This window comes from Pseudomonas sp. GGS8, assembly GCF_024168645.1.
Lineage (GTDB): Bacteria > Pseudomonadota > Gammaproteobacteria > Pseudomonadales > Pseudomonadaceae > Aquipseudomonas.
Window position 1 is genome coordinate 2,334,384 of the sequence record NZ_JALJWF010000001.1, and the last position, 17,110, is coordinate 2,351,493.

Annotated in this window: 16 protein-coding genes and 1 riboswitch; of the genes, 7 read left to right on the plus strand and 9 right to left on the minus strand. The window is 59.8% G+C overall.

What is annotated here, in order from left to right:
* The first annotated feature begins 271 nt into the window (after window positions 1-271).
* Entirely contained in the window at window positions 272-823 is a 552-nt protein-coding gene (locus tag J3D54_RS10410) for a cytochrome b (protein ID WP_253417870.1), read from the plus strand.
* A 32-nt stretch (window positions 824-855) separates the two neighbouring features.
* Window positions 856-1,449 (plus strand): YceI family protein, encoded by a 594-nt coding sequence (locus tag J3D54_RS10415; RefSeq protein WP_253417871.1) that lies wholly within the window; start codon window positions 856-858, stop codon window positions 1,447-1,449.
* Window positions 1,450-1,639: 190 nt separating this feature from the next.
* Here J3D54_RS10415 and J3D54_RS10420 read toward each other — a convergent pair whose 3' ends face one another.
* The 4 genes from J3D54_RS10420 to ahcY all read right to left on the minus strand — a co-directional run bounded on the left by J3D54_RS10420 (window position 1,640) and on the right by ahcY (window position 7,155).
* Window positions 1,640-3,496, minus strand: coding sequence for a DEAD/DEAH box helicase (locus J3D54_RS10420; RefSeq protein WP_253417872.1), 1,857 nt, complete (start codon window positions 3,494-3,496; stop codon window positions 1,640-1,642).
* 223 nt (window positions 3,497-3,719) lie between these two features.
* Window positions 3,720-4,535: an ABC transporter substrate-binding protein gene (locus tag J3D54_RS10425; RefSeq protein ID WP_253417873.1), complete on the minus strand. Its 816-nt coding sequence runs from the start codon at window positions 4,533-4,535 to the stop codon at window positions 3,720-3,722.
* A 169-nt stretch (window positions 4,536-4,704) separates the two neighbouring features.
* Entirely contained in the window at window positions 4,705-5,550 is an 846-nt protein-coding gene (metF, locus tag J3D54_RS10430; RefSeq protein ID WP_253417874.1) for a methylenetetrahydrofolate reductase [NAD(P)H], read from the minus strand.
* Window positions 5,551-5,745: 195 nt separating this feature from the next.
* Entirely contained in the window at window positions 5,746-7,155 is a 1,410-nt protein-coding gene (gene ahcY / locus J3D54_RS10435) for an adenosylhomocysteinase (protein ID WP_018928740.1), read from the minus strand.
* Window positions 7,156-7,178: 23 nt separating this feature from the next.
* Window positions 7,179-7,277, minus strand: a riboswitch (S-adenosyl-L-homocysteine riboswitch).
* Between the two features lie 198 nt (window positions 7,278-7,475).
* Between ahcY and J3D54_RS10440 the strand changes: the two genes are divergently transcribed.
* Both J3D54_RS10440 and J3D54_RS10445 read left to right on the plus strand, forming a co-directional pair.
* Entirely contained in the window at window positions 7,476-7,880 is a 405-nt protein-coding gene (locus tag J3D54_RS10440; protein ID WP_064620913.1) for an acyl-CoA thioesterase, read from the plus strand.
* 237 nt (window positions 7,881-8,117) lie between these two features.
* Complete coding sequence (locus J3D54_RS10445; protein WP_253417875.1) at window positions 8,118-9,005, plus strand: formate/nitrite transporter family protein; 888 nt, start codon at window positions 8,118-8,120, stop codon at window positions 9,003-9,005.
* A gap of 6 nt (window positions 9,006-9,011) precedes the next feature.
* Here the strand turns inward: J3D54_RS10445 and J3D54_RS10450 are convergent, their stop codons facing one another.
* Window positions 9,012-10,181, minus strand: a complete 1,170-nt coding sequence (locus J3D54_RS10450; RefSeq protein WP_253417876.1) for an MFS transporter — start codon at window positions 10,179-10,181, stop codon at window positions 9,012-9,014.
* Between the two features lie 215 nt (window positions 10,182-10,396).
* Here J3D54_RS10450 and J3D54_RS10455 point away from each other — a divergent pair, with 215 nt between their 5' ends.
* Both J3D54_RS10455 and J3D54_RS10460 read left to right on the plus strand, forming a co-directional pair.
* Complete coding sequence (locus J3D54_RS10455; RefSeq protein ID WP_253417878.1) at window positions 10,397-11,230, plus strand: EamA family transporter; 834 nt, start codon at window positions 10,397-10,399, stop codon at window positions 11,228-11,230.
* A gap of 49 nt (window positions 11,231-11,279) precedes the next feature.
* Window positions 11,280-11,663 (plus strand): MAPEG family protein, encoded by a 384-nt coding sequence (locus J3D54_RS10460; RefSeq protein WP_253417880.1) that lies wholly within the window; start codon window positions 11,280-11,282, stop codon window positions 11,661-11,663.
* Window positions 11,664-11,777: 114 nt separating this feature from the next.
* Here the strand turns inward: J3D54_RS10460 and J3D54_RS10465 are convergent, their stop codons facing one another.
* On the minus strand, window positions 11,778-12,950 hold the full coding sequence (locus J3D54_RS10465) for a murein transglycosylase A (protein ID WP_253417882.1): 1,173 nt from the start codon (window positions 12,948-12,950) through the stop codon (window positions 11,778-11,780).
* Window positions 12,951-13,078: 128 nt separating this feature from the next.
* On the opposite strand from J3D54_RS10465, the gene J3D54_RS10470 reads away from it, so the two are divergent.
* Window positions 13,079-13,528: a cytochrome c gene (locus J3D54_RS10470; RefSeq protein WP_253417883.1), complete on the plus strand. Its 450-nt coding sequence runs from the start codon at window positions 13,079-13,081 to the stop codon at window positions 13,526-13,528.
* 66 nt (window positions 13,529-13,594) lie between these two features.
* Here the strand turns inward: J3D54_RS10470 and J3D54_RS10475 are convergent, their stop codons facing one another.
* The 3 genes from J3D54_RS10475 to metK form a co-directional block, all read right to left on the minus strand.
* On the minus strand, window positions 13,595-13,990 hold the full coding sequence (locus tag J3D54_RS10475) for a DUF1090 domain-containing protein (RefSeq protein WP_253417884.1): 396 nt from the start codon (window positions 13,988-13,990) through the stop codon (window positions 13,595-13,597).
* Window positions 13,991-14,081: 91 nt separating this feature from the next.
* The gene (gene ligB, locus J3D54_RS10480) at window positions 14,082-15,761 is read right to left on the minus strand and encodes an NAD-dependent DNA ligase LigB (RefSeq protein WP_253417885.1); all 1,680 of its coding nucleotides are present in this window, start codon (window positions 15,759-15,761) and stop codon (window positions 14,082-14,084) included.
* Window positions 15,762-15,909: 148 nt separating this feature from the next.
* Window positions 15,910-17,100 carry a methionine adenosyltransferase gene (metK, locus tag J3D54_RS10485; RefSeq protein ID WP_253417886.1) on the minus strand — a complete coding sequence of 397 codons (1,191 nt, stop codon included), beginning with the start codon at window positions 17,098-17,100 and terminating at the stop codon, window positions 15,910-15,912.
* Window positions 17,101-17,110 lie beyond the last annotated feature (10 nt).

The following is a 17,110-nucleotide window of genomic DNA, read 5'->3' on the forward strand; positions in this document are numbered from 1 at the left end:
TCAGACGCTCGGACTAAGGTCCGAGTTCAAGTCCATCAATGACCTGTAATGTTGGCTACTGTCAGATATGACAGTTCTGACGAGTGGCAAAGGCACTTGAAAGCGACGAAGGGGGACGGCGGCTGAAGGTTTTTTCCTTCGGTTAACACTCTCTTAACCTCTCGCCCCCAAGGTCTTGATCGTATTTCTCGATATTTCAGAGCGAAATTTTCCGCTTTAATTCGATAGATAACTCGATAGTCTTGGGCGCAGTTCTTACAGGATTTGGGCAATGCAGCTACGTAACTCTTCTTCCCGCTACGGTTGGGTCAGCATCTTTATGCACTGGGGTGTGGCGTTGGTCGTCTTCGGCCTGTTTGCGTTAGGGTTGTGGATGGTCGGTCTCGACTACTACAGCACCTGGCGTAAAGACGCGCCGGATCTGCACAAAAGCATTGGTCTGGTGTTATTTGTCGTCATGTTGCTGCGCGTAGTGTGGCGCTTCATCAGCCCACCGCCGCCGCTCTTGCCGAGCTATAGCCGCATGACCCGTCTTGGCGCCAAGTTCGGCCATTCCTTCCTTTATCTCAGTCTGTTCGCTGTGATGATTGCCGGTTACCTGATTTCCACCGCAGACGGTGTCGGGATTCCGGTGTTTGGCCTGTTTGAAGTTCCTGCACTGGTTTCCGGACTACCGGACCAGGCAGACACCGCGGGTGTGATTCATTTGTACCTGGCCTGGCTGCTGGTAATTTTTTCCGGTTTCCATGCGTTGGCAGCATTGAAACACCATTTTATCGATCGTGATGCGACCCTGGCGAGAATGCTGGGGCGTAAAGCCTGATGTTCAACCTCGACTCCAAAGGAATAGAAAGCATGTTGAAAAAGACGCTCGCCGCTCTGGCAATCGGTTCTGCTCTACTGTCGGCTAACGTGATGGCGGCCGACTATGTGGTCGACAAAGAAGGTCAGCACGCCTTCGTTGACTTCAAGATCAGCCACTTGGGTTACAGCTACATCGTCGGTACCTTCAAGGATATCGACGGCAAGTTCAGCTTCGACGCTGCCAAGCCTGAAGACAGCAAGATCGAGTTCAATGTGCGCACCGCCAGCGTGTTCACCAACCACGCCGAACGCGACAAGCACATCGCCAGCGCTGATTTCCTGAACGTGGGCAAATTCGCCGACGCGAAGTTCGTCTCCACCAGCGTCAAACCTACCGGCAAAAACGCCGCAGGCAAAGACACGGCCGACGTGACCGGCAACCTGACTCTGCTGGGCGTGACCAAGCCAATCGTGGTTAAAGCCACGTTCCTGGGTGAAGGCAAGGATCCATGGGGCGGCTACCGTGCCGGCTTCGAAGGCACCACCAGCATCAAGCGTTCCGATTTCGGCAAGCAGAAAGACCTGGGCCCAGCGTCTGACGCGGTCGAGCTGTACGTTACGTTTGAAGGTGTGAAAGCGAAGTGAATTTCGCTGCTTGAACAAAAACGCCCCTGATCTCGCGATCCGGGGCGTTTTTTATGGTCTGCCAGAATCCATGCGGACGGTGCCGAGCCACTGTGGGAGCGGGCAAGCCTGCTCCCACAGGGTTCTTCGCCAGCATAAAAAAATGCCCCTGATCTTTCGATCCGGGGCATTTTTCATGGCGTTGAGAAACTCAGCGGTTGCGGGTCAGCAATGCTGGTTTTTCGCCGCGCGGACGGCCTGGCAGTTGATCCAGTTGCTCAGGGGTCGGGAAGCGATCGCTTTTCGACTCCTTGTGAATGATCTTCGGTGCCGGGCTCCGCGGGTTCTGCACGGCCGGTTCCGAACGAGGCTGGTCGTCACGGGCCGGACGGCGATTGCGGGACTCTTCACGACGGGCCTGGCCGTCACGTGGAGCGCCATTGCGTGGGCCGCTGCGCTTGGCCGGTGGAGTGCCGGTGGTTGCGCCGCTGCTGCTGCGCGGACCGTTCTGGCGACCTTGTGGCTGACCGGTGCGTGGAGCACCAGCGCCTTGTGCCGGTGCGCCCGGACGGCGGCCACGGCCCTGAGCCGGTTTAGCTTGAGGCACGTAATCGACGCGGTTACCGAAGTTATCGATATCGTCGTCCAGGAACTCGTCCGGAGCACGGTCAGCGGCAGCGCGAGGGGCCGGGCGTTGTTGCTCGCGGGCCGGGGTGCCTTCGCGTGGCTTGTGTTCACGGGCCGGGCGCTCGCCACGGCCAGCAGCAGGTTTTTCCTTGCCGCCCTTGTCCTTGCCTTTGTCTTTACGACCGCCGCCGCCACCGCTGCCGTTCGGGCCGTCGCCGCGTGGGCCACGTGGGTTGCGCGGGTTACGCACATCCGGACGCTCGCGAACTTCCGGTTTCTCGGCTTCCACAGCGCTGGAGTCGAAGCCCATCAGGTCGCCGTCGGCGATTTTCTGCTTGGTCATGCGCTCGATGCTTTTCAGCAGTTTTTCTTCGTCTGGAGCGACCAGCGAGATCGCCTCGCCCGAACGACCGGCACGGCCGGTACGACCGATACGGTGCACGTAATCTTCGTCGACGTTTGGCAGCTCGAAGTTGACCACATGGGGCAACTGGTCGATGTCGAGGCCGCGCGCGGCGATGTCGGTGGCGACCAGGATGCGCACTTCACCGGCCTTGAAGTCGGCCAGGGCTTTGGTGCGGGCGTTCTGGCTCTTGTTGCCGTGGATCGCGACGGCGGTGAGACCGTGTTTGTCCAGGTACTCGGCCAGGCGGTTGGCGCCGTGCTTGGTGCGGGTGAATACCAGCACCTGTTCCCAGGCGCCGGCGGTGATCAGGTGCGCCAGCAACGAACGCTTGTGGCTGGCGGCCAGACGGAATACGCGTTGTTCGATCCGCTCGACCGTGGTGTTCGGTGGCGTGACTTCGATGCGTTCCGGGTTGTGCAGCAGCTTGCCGGCGAGGTCGGTGATGTCTTTGGAGAACGTCGCCGAGAACAACAGGTTCTGCCGTTTGGCCGGGAGGCGGGCGAGGACCTTTTTCACGTCATGGACAAAGCCCATGTCGAGCATGCGGTCGGCTTCATCCAGTACGAGGATTTCCACGTGGGACAAATCGACACTGCCTTGGCCGGCGAGGTCGAGCAGGCGACCGGGGCAGGCCACCAACACGTCGACACCACGGGACATGGCTTGAACCTGCGGGTTCATGCCGACGCCACCGAAAATGCAGGCGCTGACGAACTTCAGGTCACGGGCATAGACCTTGAAGCTCTCGTGCACCTGAGCCGCGAGTTCGCGGGTTGGGGTCAGGACCAGTACGCGTGGTTGGCGCGGGCCGTGACGCTGGGATTTGTCCGGGTGACCGTTGGGAAACAACCGCTCCAGAATCGGAAGGGCGAAGCCGCCGGTTTTACCAGTACCTGTCTGAGCCGCAACCATCAGGTCGCGACCTTGCAACACGGCGGGAATGGCCCGCTGTTGCACCGGAGTAGGCTCGGTATAGCCCGCTGCCTCGATGGCGCGGACTAAAGCCTCGGAGAGACCGAGGGAAGCAAAGGACATGAGTAATCCTGTTTTAGTTAGGGCTTGGCCCAATGGGAGTCTTGCCTGGCGCGAATGGCGTTTAAGAGGACGCAATCCCGTCCGGTCCTGCTGGGCCTCGAAGGCTCGTCTGGAGCGCTCGCGCGGGCCGGTAAAGCTGCGCTGTAGCGGGATCGAGATGCCTTGAACAAGTCCGAGCGTCCGGGCGTGAGCCTGGCGGGAAGGCCGGAGTATAACAGAGCAATCACTGTGCGCCGCTTTCCTGCTGCTCAACGGTTTTTCCGCCGGTTGCGGTGGCGTTGGCGGCCCGTGCTTCGGTGGCCAGGCCGGCACCATAGCGGGCGCTCAGTTCGGCGTAGGCGGGCTCACGCTTGAAGCGCTTGAGTTCGGCCCCGAACCGCTGCACCAGCAAATCCATCCCGGCATTGCGGCGTACCGCCAGATACTGGCTCTGCTGGCTGATGACGGTCGGGTTCTCGGTGATCTTGTCGCGGATGTCCAGTTGATCGAGCAAGTACTGGCCGACCCGGCGATCGGTGATCAGCAGGTCGATTCGCCCGCGCACCAGTTTGCCGAAGTTGGCTTCATGGGTGGGGGCCGGTTCCCGGGTGAACAGCGTCGATTCGCTGAAGTCCTTGCTGTACAGGTAGCCCGGCGAGGTGCCGATGGTCAGGCCTTTCAGGTCGTCCAGGGTGCGAAATGGAAATGGCCGTTCATTGGCGTAGAACATCACGAATTCGACTTGCGAGAGCGGTTCGCTGGGGTAGAGCAGGGTCGCTTCGCGTTCATCGCTGTGGAAAATATCCAGCACGCCGTCCGCCTGGCCTTGCTCGAGCATCGACAGGCAGCGCTTCCACGGCAGGAACTGCCATTCCACGTCGATCCCGAGACGTTTGAAGACAATGGCCGTGGTTTCGTAGTCAAGACCCAGCGACGTGCCGTTTTCTTCATACACGTAAGGCGCCCAGGGTTCGGTGACAATGCGCAACTTCTCGCCCCAAGCGGTGAAGCTCAGGCAAGTGAACAGAAGGACGGTCAGTAACTGAGTGATCAGGGGCATGGCTTGAGATTACGACGAGAAATCATAAAGAGCCAGAAACTGGATCCAGAGGCTCTGGATCGGACGTTAAAAGCAAAAGATCGCAGCCTTCGGCAGCCCCTGCAGAGGTACGTAATCCCCTGGAGGCGCTGCTGAAGGCTGCGATCTTTTGAGCTTGCGTTAACGGCTATTAGCGCGGCAACTTCAGGTTATTCCACACTGCCAGGCTCGGTTCAGCCTGGTTTAGCGTGTAGAAGTGCAGCCCTGGTGCGCCACCTTGCAACAGGCGTTCGCACATCTCGGTGATGACTTGCTCGCCAAAGCTTTGAATGCTCTGGGTGTCGTCGCCGTAGGCTTCCAGTTGCTTGCGGATCCAACGCGGGATTTCCGCACCGCAAGCGTCGGAGAAGCGCGCCAGCTTGCTGTAATTGGTGATCGGCATGATCCCCGGCACGATCGGGATGTTCACACCCTTGGCCCGTACACGCTCGACGAAGTAGAAATAGCTGTCGGCGTTGAAGAAGTACTGAGTGATCGCACTGTTGGCACCGGCGTTGGCCTTGCGTACGAAGTTGTTGAGATCGTCTTCGAAGTTGCGCGCCTGCGGATGCATTTCCGGGTAAGCGGCGACTTCGATGTGGAAATGATCGCCAGTCTCTTCACGAATGAATTCAACCAGGTCATTGGCGTGACGCATCTCGCCGCTGGCCATGCCCATGCCCGAGGGCAGGTCACCGCGAAGCGCAACGATTCGCTGGATGCCGGCGGCCTTGTACTGGGTCAGCAGGCCGCGCAGGTCGTCCTTGCTGTCGCCCACGCAAGACAGATGCGGTGCGGCAGGAACTTTGACTTCACTTTCCAGTTGCAACACGGTGTTGAGGGTGCGATCACGAGTCGAACCGCCAGCGCCGTAGGTGCAGGAGAAGAAGTCGGGATTGTAGGTCGCCAGCTGGCGGGCAGTGGCGATCAGTTTTTCATGCCCAGCATCGGTTTTCGTCGGGAAGAATTCGAAGCTGTAGCGACGGTCTTGGGACATGGTCATATCCTTGGAAGCGTATAAGCCTTGCAGGACGCTACGTTCTTTGTAGGAGCGAAGCTTGCTCGCGAATCAGGCGCCGCGGTGTTTCAGAAGCACCGTGGTGAAGCGTTCGCGAGCAAGCTTCGCTCCTACAGAGCGCGCGTGGTTTCTGCATAAGTCCGCTCCCTTTGAGGAAGCGGACAGCAGGACCGATCAGTAGCGGTAAGCGTGCGGCTTGAACGGGCCTTCGACGGTGACGCCGATGTAGTCAGCCTGTTGCTTGGTCAGTTGAGTGACCACGCCGCCGAAACCGCGGACCATTTCCAGGGCCACTTCTTCGTCGAGTTTCTTCGGCAGTACTTCAACGGTCAGGCGCTCGGCTTTCTGGGCTGGCGACAGGTCGGCGTACTTCTGGCCGAACAGGAAGATCTGCGCCAGAACCTGGTTGGCGAACGAGCCGTCCATGATGCGGCTTGGGTGGCCAGTGGCGTTGCCCAAGTTAACCAGACGGCCTTCGGCCAGCAGGATCAGGTAGTCGTCGTTCTGGGCGTCGAAAGCGCCTGGACCGGTACGGTGAACCTTGTGAACCTGCGGCTTCACTTCTTCCCATGCCCAGTTCTTGCGCATGAAAGCGGTGTCGATTTCGTTGTCGAAGTGACCGATGTTGCAGACAACAGCGCGTTTCTTCAGGGCTTTGAGCATGTTTGCGTCACAGACATTGACGTTACCGGTGGTGGTCACGATCAGGTCGATCTTGCCCAGCAGCGCTTTGTCGATGCTTGCTTCGGTACCGTTGTTGATACCGTCGATGAACGGCGAAACCAGTTCGAAACCGTCCATGCAGGCTTGCATGGCGCAGATCGGGTCGACTTCGGAGACTTTAACGATCATGCCTTCCTGACGCAGGGACTGGGCCGAGCCCTTGCCCACGTCACCGTAACCGATGACCAGCGCTTGCTTGCCGGACAGCAGGTGGTCGGTGCCGCGCTTGATCGCGTCGTTGAGGCTGTGACGGCAGCCGTACTTGTTGTCGTTCTTGCTCTTGGTCACCGAGTCGTTGACGTTGATGGCCGGGATTTTCAACTCGCCCTTGGCCAGCATGTCCAGCAGGCGGTGAACGCCGGTGGTGGTTTCTTCGGTGACGCCGTGAACGCGATCCAGTACTTGTGGGTACTTTTTGTGCAGCAGCTCGGTCAGGTCACCGCCGTCGTCGAGGATCATGTTGGCATCCCAAGGCTGGCCATCCTTGAGGATGGTTTGCTCCAGGCACCACTCGTACTCTTCTTCGGTCTCGCCTTTCCAGGCGAACACCGGGATACCGGCAGCGGCGATGGAGGCGGCGGCCTGATCCTGAGTCGAGAAAATGTTGCAGGACGACCAGCGTACTTCGGCACCCAGGGCAACCAGGGTTTCGATCAGCACGGCAGTCTGAATGGTCATGTGGATGCAGCCGAGAATCTTCGCGCCCTTGAGCGGTTGCTCGACGGAGTACTTGCGGCGCAGACCCATCAGGGCCGGCATTTCGGATTCGGCGATGATGGTTTCGCGACGGCCCCAGGCAGCCAGGGACATGTCGGCGACTTTGTAATCGTTAAAATCTGCAGGCGTGATAACAGCGCTCATGAAGAGCCTCCATTCGTAATGTATGCGAATGGGCGCCGTTGTGCGTTTAGTGTCTGGCCGTGGCCAGTCAACGCCCCATCCGAGCCTGACAGGTCGAACCTGCTGCAGCGCCCCTCGGACAGGTGGCGGGAAAACGGTATCAATCAAAGATGACCGTTTTGAAACGGGGGCGATTATAGCGGGCTATGCTGATCTTCCAAAGCGTTTCTGTTGGTCAATGTCCGAACGGTAATCGAGATCATAGTCGATGCTTAATAGAGCTCTAGTCCGGGCTCTGCCATGATGGCCGGCATTAATCGGCAAGACGGTCAGGAGTGAGTATGAATTTCCACACCCGAAAATGGGTAAAACCCGAAGACCTCAACCCCAATGGCACGCTGTTTGGTGGCAGCTTGCTGCGCTGGATCGACGAAGAGGCGGCGATCTACGCCATCGTCCAGCTGGGTAATCAGCGTGTGGTCACCAAGTACATTTCCGAAATCAACTTCGTCAGCGCCTCGCGCCAGGGCGACATCATCGAGCTGGGCATCACCGCCACCGAGTTCGGTCGCACTTCGATCACCCTGACCTGTGAAGTGCGCAACAAGATCACTCGCAAGAGCATTTTGACGGTAGAGAAGATGGTGTTCGTGAACCTTGGCGAAGACGGCCTGCCCATGCCGCACGGCCGGACCGAGATCAGGTACGTCAAAGACCAGTTCAAGGATGATGACATTGGCGAATAATTGCCGCTTCTGTGGCGAGGGAGCTTGTCGGATCGCCGCACCGTCCCGCTCGGCTGCGAAGCAGTCGTAATCCGGCAATGAAGTCTGTCTGAGGAACCCGGTGAAAGGTTTTAGGGCCGCTTCGCGCCCCAGCGGGAGCAAGCTCCCTCGCCACAGGGTTTGCTGTGTTCCCCCGGGTAGTGAACAGCTCCGATCCCCGCGTGTCGTACCTAGACACGCCACCGGTTCAGGAACGCTATGGACACGCCCAAAGACGGCAAGACCCCGGACCTCTCGGCACAGGAACAGCGCGAGGTCGACAAAAACCAGCCCCCGCGTGCGGCGGTGCTGCACGAAATCATTCGCACCCAAGGCGATCAGGAACTCGAGCGTAGCGTTGCGGCGCTGTGGTGGTCGGCCCTGGCTGCCGGCCTGACCATGGGTCTGTCGCTGATGGGCATGGGGCTGCTCAACTCGCGCCTGCCGGACGGCGAAGGCTTCAAGGTGATCGCCAGCTTCGGTTATTGCGCAGGTTTTCTCGCGGTGATCCTCGCCCGTCAGCAACTCTTCACCGAAAACACCCTGACTGCCGTGCTGCCGATCATGAGCAAGCCAACGCTGGGTAATTTCGGTCGATTGTTGCGGCTGTGGACGGTGGTGCTGGTGGGCAACCTCTGTGGCACCTTGTTGGTGGCGTATGTGATGCTGCACCTGCCGATTTTCGACAGCAAGACCGATCTGGCCTTCCTTGAGATCGGGCGCAAGGTCATGGAGAACGATGCCAGCAAGATGTTCGCCAAAGGCATCATCTCCGGCTGGATGATCGCCACCATGGTCTGGATGATCCCGTCCATGGAAAGCGCCAAGATGTGGATCATCATCCTCATCACCTATTTCATGGCGCTGGGCGATTTCACCCACATCGTGGTCGGATCGGTCGAGGTCTCGTACCTGGTGTTCGCCGGCGAGTTGCCGTGGAAGGATTTCTGGCTGGTGTTCGCCGCTCCCACGTTGGCGGGGAACATTATTGGCGGCAGTTTTATCTTCGCGCTGATCAGTCACGCGCAGATTCGCAGTGAAAGCGGGCCGCCGAAGACCTCTGCGGAGCGGGCTCAGGAATCCGAACCGCAGAAGATCAAAAAATGATCAATGTCAGCTAGAGGCATTAACCGCGGCAGCACTGCGGCGTTGCAGGTAGATGAAGAACAGCGCCGTCAGCACCGTGAACACGCTGACCAGTGCGCCGGTCCACGGCAAGTCCGCCAGGTCCGCGCCGCTGGCCACGACCAGCCCGCCAATCCACGCCCCGGCTGCGTTGCCGAGATTGAATGCGCTTTGATTCAACGTCGACCCGAGGTTTGGCGCCTCATGGGCTTGATCGATGATCAGCAATTGCAGGATCGGGCACAGCGCGAAGGCGAAGATCCCCCACAACACCAGTGTGATCGCCGCCGGGATCACCGAATGGCTGGTCTGGCTGAAGGCGGCCAGCACGACGGCCACAGCCAATGTCATCCCCACCAGCGAAGGCAGCAAACGACTGTCCGCCAATCGGCCGCCGAGCATGCTGCCCCCGGTCAAGCCGACCCCGAACAACAGCAACATGATGGTTACGCCATGCGGACTGACGCCGGTAATGTCTTGCAGGATCGGCGCAATGTAAGTGAACACGCTGAACAGGCTGGTGGACGCCAGCACGCTCATGCCCAGCGCCAGCAGCACATTGACCTTGCCCAGCACTTTGAACTCGCTGGCCAGGTTGGCCTTGTCCATGGGAATTTCCTTGGGCAGCCAGACCCACTGCGCAATCGCTGCAATTACGCCAATCACCGACACCGCCCAGAAGGTCGAACGCCAGCCGGCGTATTGCCCCAGCGCAGTGCCCAATGGCACGCCCAGCACGTTGGCCAGGGTCAGGCCGGTGAACATCATGGCAATCGCCTGGGCTCGTTTGTTCGGTGCCACCAGACTGGCAGCGACCACTGAGCCGATACCGAAAAACGCACCATGGCACAAAGCAGTAATCACCCGTGCAGCCATCAATGTGGCGTAGTTCGGCGCAAGGGCGCAGAGGGTGTTGCCGAGAATGAACATCATCGTCATGCCCAACAGCGTGGCTTTACGCGGCATGTTGGCGGTGCCGACCGCGAGGATCGGCGCACCGAACACCACGCCCAGGGCGTAACCGGTGATGAGCAGGCCGGCGTGAGGAATGCTCACGGCGAGGTCGCGAGCGACATCGGGCAGCAAACCCATGATGACGAACTCAGTGGTGCCGATGCCGAAAGCGGCAACGGCCAGTGCAAGCAAGGCGAGTGGCATGCGCAAGGTCTCTGTCGGTAGTCTTGACGCTTTGATCAGGCATACGCAGGCCGACAACCGTTCTCGATGAGAACGGGCAGAGGCAGGAATTATTGGAATTAGTCCGTGCGCAACTGAGTGCGGCGTGGTCGCTTGCAGTATAAACAGCTGCGGACATATGGCGAATCAAATCTCTGCCCTACGGGGGAGGGTGGGGGCAACATAAGGAGTGTGCCGTGCTTGCGACGATTCTGGTGTTGGTGGCGGCGCTGTTGCATGCGGCGTGGAATACCCTGATCAAATTCAGCGCGGAGCGGCTGTTGGTGGTGGCCTGCATGGACAGCGTGGCGTTGCTGTTTGTCGCGTTGATGCTGCCATTCGTGGCGCTGCCGCCACTGGAGATGTGGCCGTGGATTCTTGCGTCGGCGGCATTCGAGTTGCTCTATCGCTACCTGTTGATCCAGGCCTATCGGGTCGGCGATCTCGGGCTGGTCTATCCGTTGATGCGTGGCCTGTCACCCTTGGTGGTGCTGGCGCTGACGCTGATCTTCGCCGGCGAAGTGCTCACGGCTCAGCAGATCTTCGGGATTTTGCTCATTCCGTTCGGCATGTTGTGCCTGCTCTGGCAGGGCGGCGGCGGGGTGCGCCTGCCGTGGTCGATGCTGCCGGTGGTGGCGCTGATCGGGTTGTGCATCGGTTGCTACACCTTCATCGATGGCCAGGCCTTGCGGCGTTGGTCCCATCCGCTGGACTACCTTGTGTGGGTCACCTTGTTCAGTGCCTGGCCGTTTCCGCTGTTGGCGCTGGTGAGCAAACGCCCCGCGTTCATGCTGTTCTGGCGCGAGCAGTGGCGGTTGGGCTTGGCGGTCGGGTTTTGCGTACTGTTCAGTTACGCTCTGGTGCTGTGGGCCATGCAACTCGGCTCGATTGCCGAAGCGGCGGCGCTGCGCGAAATCAGTGTGATTCTGGTGGTGCTGTTCGGGATGCGCTATCTGAAAGAACCTTTCGGCAAGCCCCGGCTCTTAGCCTGTGGGTTGGTGCTGATCGGCATGTTGGTGATGAAGTTTTAGTCACCCCTGATGGAATTCGATTCTCTATAACTTGAAAAGGGACTGCGTTATGACGGTTGCTCTGTGGTGCATTTTGATTGCGATCGGCTTGCCTTATTTGTGCATAGGCATCGCCAAGGTCAGTGGCGGGTTCAGGCTTAGGCACAACCATGATCCTCGGGGCTTTCTCGATTCCCTGGAAGGCTTGGGCAAGCGGGCGCATGCGGCGCAACTGAACAGTTTTGAAGTGACCCCGGCGTTTGCGGCGGCGGTGATCGTGGCTCACTTGGCCGGCAATGCCGAACTGGTGACGATCAATGTGCTGTCGGTGCTGTTCATCACCAGTCGACTGCTCTTCATCATTTGCTACTTGGCGGACTGGGCATTGCTCCGGTCGCTGGTGTGGTTTGTGGGGATGGGGTTGATCGTCAGTTTCTTTGTGGTGTCTGTTTAAAGACAAGATCAAAAGATCGCAGCCTTAGGCAGCTCTACAGGGGGCGATGTTCATCCGCGACATTGGACGAACGCGGTCAATGTAGGCGCTGGCGAAGCCTGCGATCTTTTGCTTTTAAAGTGTGTCAGCCACCTGCGGCACTTGTGGCAACGCCGCCCCTTTAGGCCAAAGCATCCAGATCTGTCCTTGCTGTTTCATGTCGCCGGCCAGTTGCCCGGCTGCCTCGCCCGTGCCCCAGAACAGGTCTGCGCGGACCTCGCCGGCAATCGCGCCGCCGGTGTCTTGTGCAGCCACCGGACGTACCAATGCGCTGCCGTCCGGGCGTGTGGTCGATAACCACAACAGACTGCCGAGCGGAATCACCTTGCGGTCCACTGCCGCGCTATAACCTGCGGTCAGCGGTACATTCAGCGAACCACGCGGCCCTTCGTTGCTGTCCGGGTTGCGATTGAAGAACACGTAGCTGGGGTTGCTGCCGAGCAGTTCGGGAATGCGCGTCGGATTGGCCTTGGCCCAGTTATCGATGGCGCTCATGGTCACCTCTTCTTTCTTCAGCTCACCCTGATCCACCAGCCAGCGACCGATGGGGCGGTAAGGGTGGCCGTTCTGGTCGGCATAACCGATGCGCAATTGACGGCCATCATCGAGCTGAATGCGCCCCGAACCCTGGATTTGCAGAAACTGCAGGTTCATCGGGTCGGTCAGCCAGGCAATCACCGGCGCCTTCACGCCTTTGGTTTCAATGGTTGCCGCATCGTCATAGGGCTTGAGTACGCGACCTTCGAGCCGTCCACGCAAGCGTTTGCCCTTGAGCTCCGGGTAGATACTGTCCAGCGAGACGATGATCATGTCCTCGGGCACGCCGTACACCGGGATGTTCGCTCGCTCGGTCTGAGTCAGGCTGCCGGGGTACACCGGTTCGTAGTAACCGGTGATCAGGCCGTTGGGGTTGTCATTGGCGGCGCGCAAGCCGTAAACATCGAGGTTCTGCTTGAGGAAGCCGCGGATGTCGCTGGCGGTCGGCTGCACGTTGGCGGAAGCGGCACAGGTGCCACCCCAGACCGGGTCGGCCTTGAGTCGGGTGCAGGCGCTGCGCCACGAGCTGAAACCGGCGATGAGGTCGTTGTCGGACACCGCTGGAAGGGCTTCCCAGGTAGCGCTGGAGTAGGTCGCCAGTGCGTGGGTTTTCGGTTTGCTGCTGTCGCCACCGGTGCAGCCCGCAAGTACGGCCACCATCGGAAGGGTCCAGGCCAGGTTGTGACGCCACGCCTTGAAACGGCTGTTCATGGAGTAATTCCTTTGCCGGTTGCCTGAGTGCTCCATGCACTCAAACAACCCGTATTGATAATAGGGCTATTGGTCTTTACCGGTGACGCGAGGATACTGGTTGCCGATTCCAGTGACCTGTAGCCACCATGACTCTTAAAAGACTTTCTGTTGTATTGCTGGCCTGCCTGACCTTGTCCGCCTGCGGCGGTGTCGACCCGAATTCGCCATTGGGCCAACGCAAGGCGATCTTCAAGCAAATGCTCAAGACCGGTGAAGACCTGGGTGGCATGTTGCGTGGGCGTATTCCGTTCGATGGTCCGAAATTCGCCGACGGTGCCGTGAAGCTTGACGCGTTGTCCCATGAGCCGTGGAAACATTTCCCGCAGGTGCGCGAAGAAGATCACACCAGCGCCAAGGACGATGTCTGGCAGAAACAGGCGCGTTTCCAGGAAATGGCCCGCACCCTTGAAGGCGCCACCGGTGAGCTGGTGATTGCCAGCCAGATGCAACCCTACAAGGCCAGTAACCTGGGGCCGGCGGTGCAGAAAGTAGAAGACGCCTGTAGTGCCTGCCATAAAGAGTTTCGGGATCATTGAAGCGGCGTATTCCTGTGACGAGGGGGCAAGCCCCCTCGCCACAACAAGCCTTGTGCTCAAACTGGACTACTTATCCAGCTCGTCGAGCGCGTCCTGCAAATCCTTGCGCGATTGAGCCAGTTTGTCTTTGCGCTTGTTGATCTTCTCGGCGTCGCCTTTTTTCATCGCTTTGTCGAGGTCGGCCTGACGCCTGCTGACTTCATGCTTGGCGTCGAGCACCTTGTTTTCCCGTTCCTTCTTCAAGGACGCGTCGGTGCAATGGGCGGTGACTTCGCTCAGGGCGGTTTCCAGGCCAGCTTGTTGATCGGCGTTGCCGTGAGACTTGGCCAGTTCGATCTGGTTGATGATGCCTTGTTTTTTGGCGGCGCAGCCGGACAGGCCCGGGGCGTCTTCGGTAGCCATTAATGGAGCGGCCATCACGCTGCACAGGGTCAACAAGGCAAGCGGTGAAAGAAGTTTCATAAAAGCTCCAAGTGAAAAGTTCGATGTAGCGATGGGCTGTTTGAGCGCATCGGCACCTATGGGTTCCCAGGCTGGCGGGCGTCGCCGGCTGCTAAAAACCGTCAATCCCGGCAACGCGTAATGTCTCGCTCAAGGCCAGGACCTGCGGGTCGCGGAAAAATGCGCTCAATTGCGCCGCGCGTCCCGGGCCGATGCCGGTTTCAGCCTGCCATTGTTCGGTGTTTCGTTGCGCCAGCACCTGCCATGAGTCGGCTAGGCGTGCCTGGCCGGTCGGCGGCAAGCCCAGGGCTTTGAGCCAGCGAGCGAACGGTCGTTGTCGGGCGCTGTTGAAACTGTTCAAAAGACGAGCACTGCTGCGCTCGCCGAAGCCGTCAATGTTAGCAAGCTCTTGCTCATCGAGGGTTAACCAATCGAGCAGGCTGCCAAGGCGTTCAGCCTTGAGCAGTTTCTCCCAGGTGCCCGGCCCGACATGAGGCAAGGCCAGCCCCTGTTTGCCGCTGAGCCAGGCCAGGCGTGCGAGGAACTGGCTTTCGCATCCGGGTGTCGGCTGCCAGCAACTTAACGGATGAAAATCTGCTGCCAGCGGTACGTTTAATTCAGGGCGTTCGGTGCTGCGCAATACGACACCGTCGAGTCTGGGGATGGTCAGCCCCGCCAGGCTGATGGCGACCTGATCGCCGGGACGAATGTCCAGTGCCTTCCAGCGCTGAAGGGAGCTGACACTGACGCGCTTGATCTGCCGGTCATCGAGCATCACCGAGGCCAGATCCAGGACCGGTGTGATCCGGCCGGTCCGTCCAATCTTGAAGTGGACCTTGCGCACCTCGGCCAGCGCCTGGGCGAAGGGGTACTTCCAGGCGATGCTCCAGTAAGGCGTTTTCGCCTGCCAGCGCTCGGCCGCTGGGCGCTGGTTCTGTCGTAAAACGACGCCATCGCTGGCAAAGGGCAAGGGCGAGCGATACCAGTGATCGCGCCAGCGCTCGGCATCGGCAAGTGCCTCGATCGGCTGGCTGTAGGGCGCGGTGCTCGGGAACCCCAGCTCATCCAGAGCCGCCACCCGGGCGGGCAGGCTTTTCGGGCCTTGTGGCCAGTCCCAGACGAACAGGCCGATACCGGCGGCTTGCTCAGCGCTCAGGGCCTTGCGCGCCATCAATCCGGCCACCGTGGCGCGGGCATTGAGGCTGCCGGCCTCGGCTTGTATGTGGTCGGTGAGGCGCCAATAGAGTTCGCCTTGCAGCAGCAGGTCCAGCGGTTGCGCAAGTTTTTGAGGGATGGCGGCGATCTGGCGCGCTGAGGCAGTCCAGTCGTGGCCGGTTATCCCGTCACCACGACTGATCGCCTGGTGCAGCCAGCCGTTGCGATAGATCAACGTCACTGCCACGCCGTCGACTTTGGGCTGAATCCACACATCCCCGCGATCTTTTAGCCAGGCTTCGACGGCGCGCCCATCGCGCAGTTTTTCCAGGCCTGTGTGGGCGATGGGGTGGGCAACCGTGCCGCCGGCCGTACGCAGCGGTTCGGCTGAAGGGCCTGAGTCAAAACACTCGCGCCATTCCGTCAGTCGCGCGCGGGATTGATCGTAGAGTTCATCGGCGATCAGCGATCGGCCTTCACGGTGGTAGCTGTCGTCCCAACGATCGATTTGCTGCTGCAGGGTGGTGATTTCATCCTGCGCACGGGCAGGTGGCCAGTCGGGGCACTCGGAAGCATTGGCGGTCAGGCAGGTGAGGGTCAGCAGGAAACCGAAAAACAGGCACAGATTGGGCAGCATCGAGAGCGTCCTTGCTCGTTGGGATGCTTTCAAGGCTAGTCAGTTTTCGGGTGTAGGGTGCGGGGGTGTAATTCTGCGTGTTTCGAGGCCACATGAAAAAGCCCCGCACGGCGAACCGTGCGGGGCTTTGGGTTCAACCGGGGAGGTCTTACAGGCCGGCAGCAGTACGCAGAGCGTCGGCGCGGTCGGTTTTTTCCCAGGTGAACGTGGTGAACGTATCGTTGCCCACGGTTTTGGTTTCCGGGGTGCGACCGAAGTGGCCGTACGCAGCGGTGTCCTGGTACATCGGGTGCAGCAGGTCGAGCATGGTGGTGATCGCGTATGGACGCAGGTCGAACACTTCACGAACCAGTTTGACGATCTTGTCGTCGCTGATCTTGCCGGTGCCGAAGGTGTTCAACGAAATCGAAGTCGGTTGAGCGACGCCGATTGCGTAGGAAACCTGGATCTCGCAACGCTCGGCCAGGCCGGCAGCCACGATGTTCTTGGCCACGTAGCGACCGGCGTAGGCCGCCGAACGGTCAACCTTCGATGGATCTTTACCGGAGAACGCGCCGCCGCCGTGACGGGCCATGCCGCCGTAGCTGTCAACGATGATCTTGCGACCGGTCAGACCGCAGTCGCCCACCGGGCCACCGATGATGAACTGGCCAGTCGGGTTGATGTGGAACTGGGTGTCTTTGCTCAGCAGTTCGGCAGGCAGTACATGCTTGACGATCAGCTCCATCACGCCTTCGCGCAGGTCTTTGTAGGACACGTCAGGGTTGTGCTGGGTCGACAGTACAACGGCGTCGATACCGACAACCTTGCCGTTTTCGTAGCGGCAGGTGACTTGCGACTTGGCATCCGGGCGCAGCCAAGGCAGCAGGCCGGACTTGCGGGCTTCGGCCTGGCGCTGAACCAGTTGGTGCGAGAAGGTGATCGGTGCTGGCATCAGCACGTCGGTTTCGTTGCTGGCGTAGCCAAACATCAGGCCCTGGTCGCCGGCGCCCTGATCTTCAGGCTTGGCACGGTCAACACCCTGGTTGATGTCGGGGGACTGCTTGCCGATGATGTTCATCACGCCGCAGGTCGCGCCGTCGAAGCCGACATTGGAGCTGTTGTAGCCGATGTCGAGAATCACGTTACGGACGATGTCTTCCAGATCGACCCAGGCCGACGTGGTGACTTCACCTGCGATGATTGCCACGCCGGTTTTCACCAGAGTCTCGCACGCCACGCGGGCGAACTTGTCTTCAGCAATGATGGCGTCCAGCACCGCATCGGAAATCTGGTCGGCGATTTTGTCCGGATGCCCTTCAGACACGGACTCGGAGGTGAAGAGGGAGTATTCGCTCATCTCGATTGTT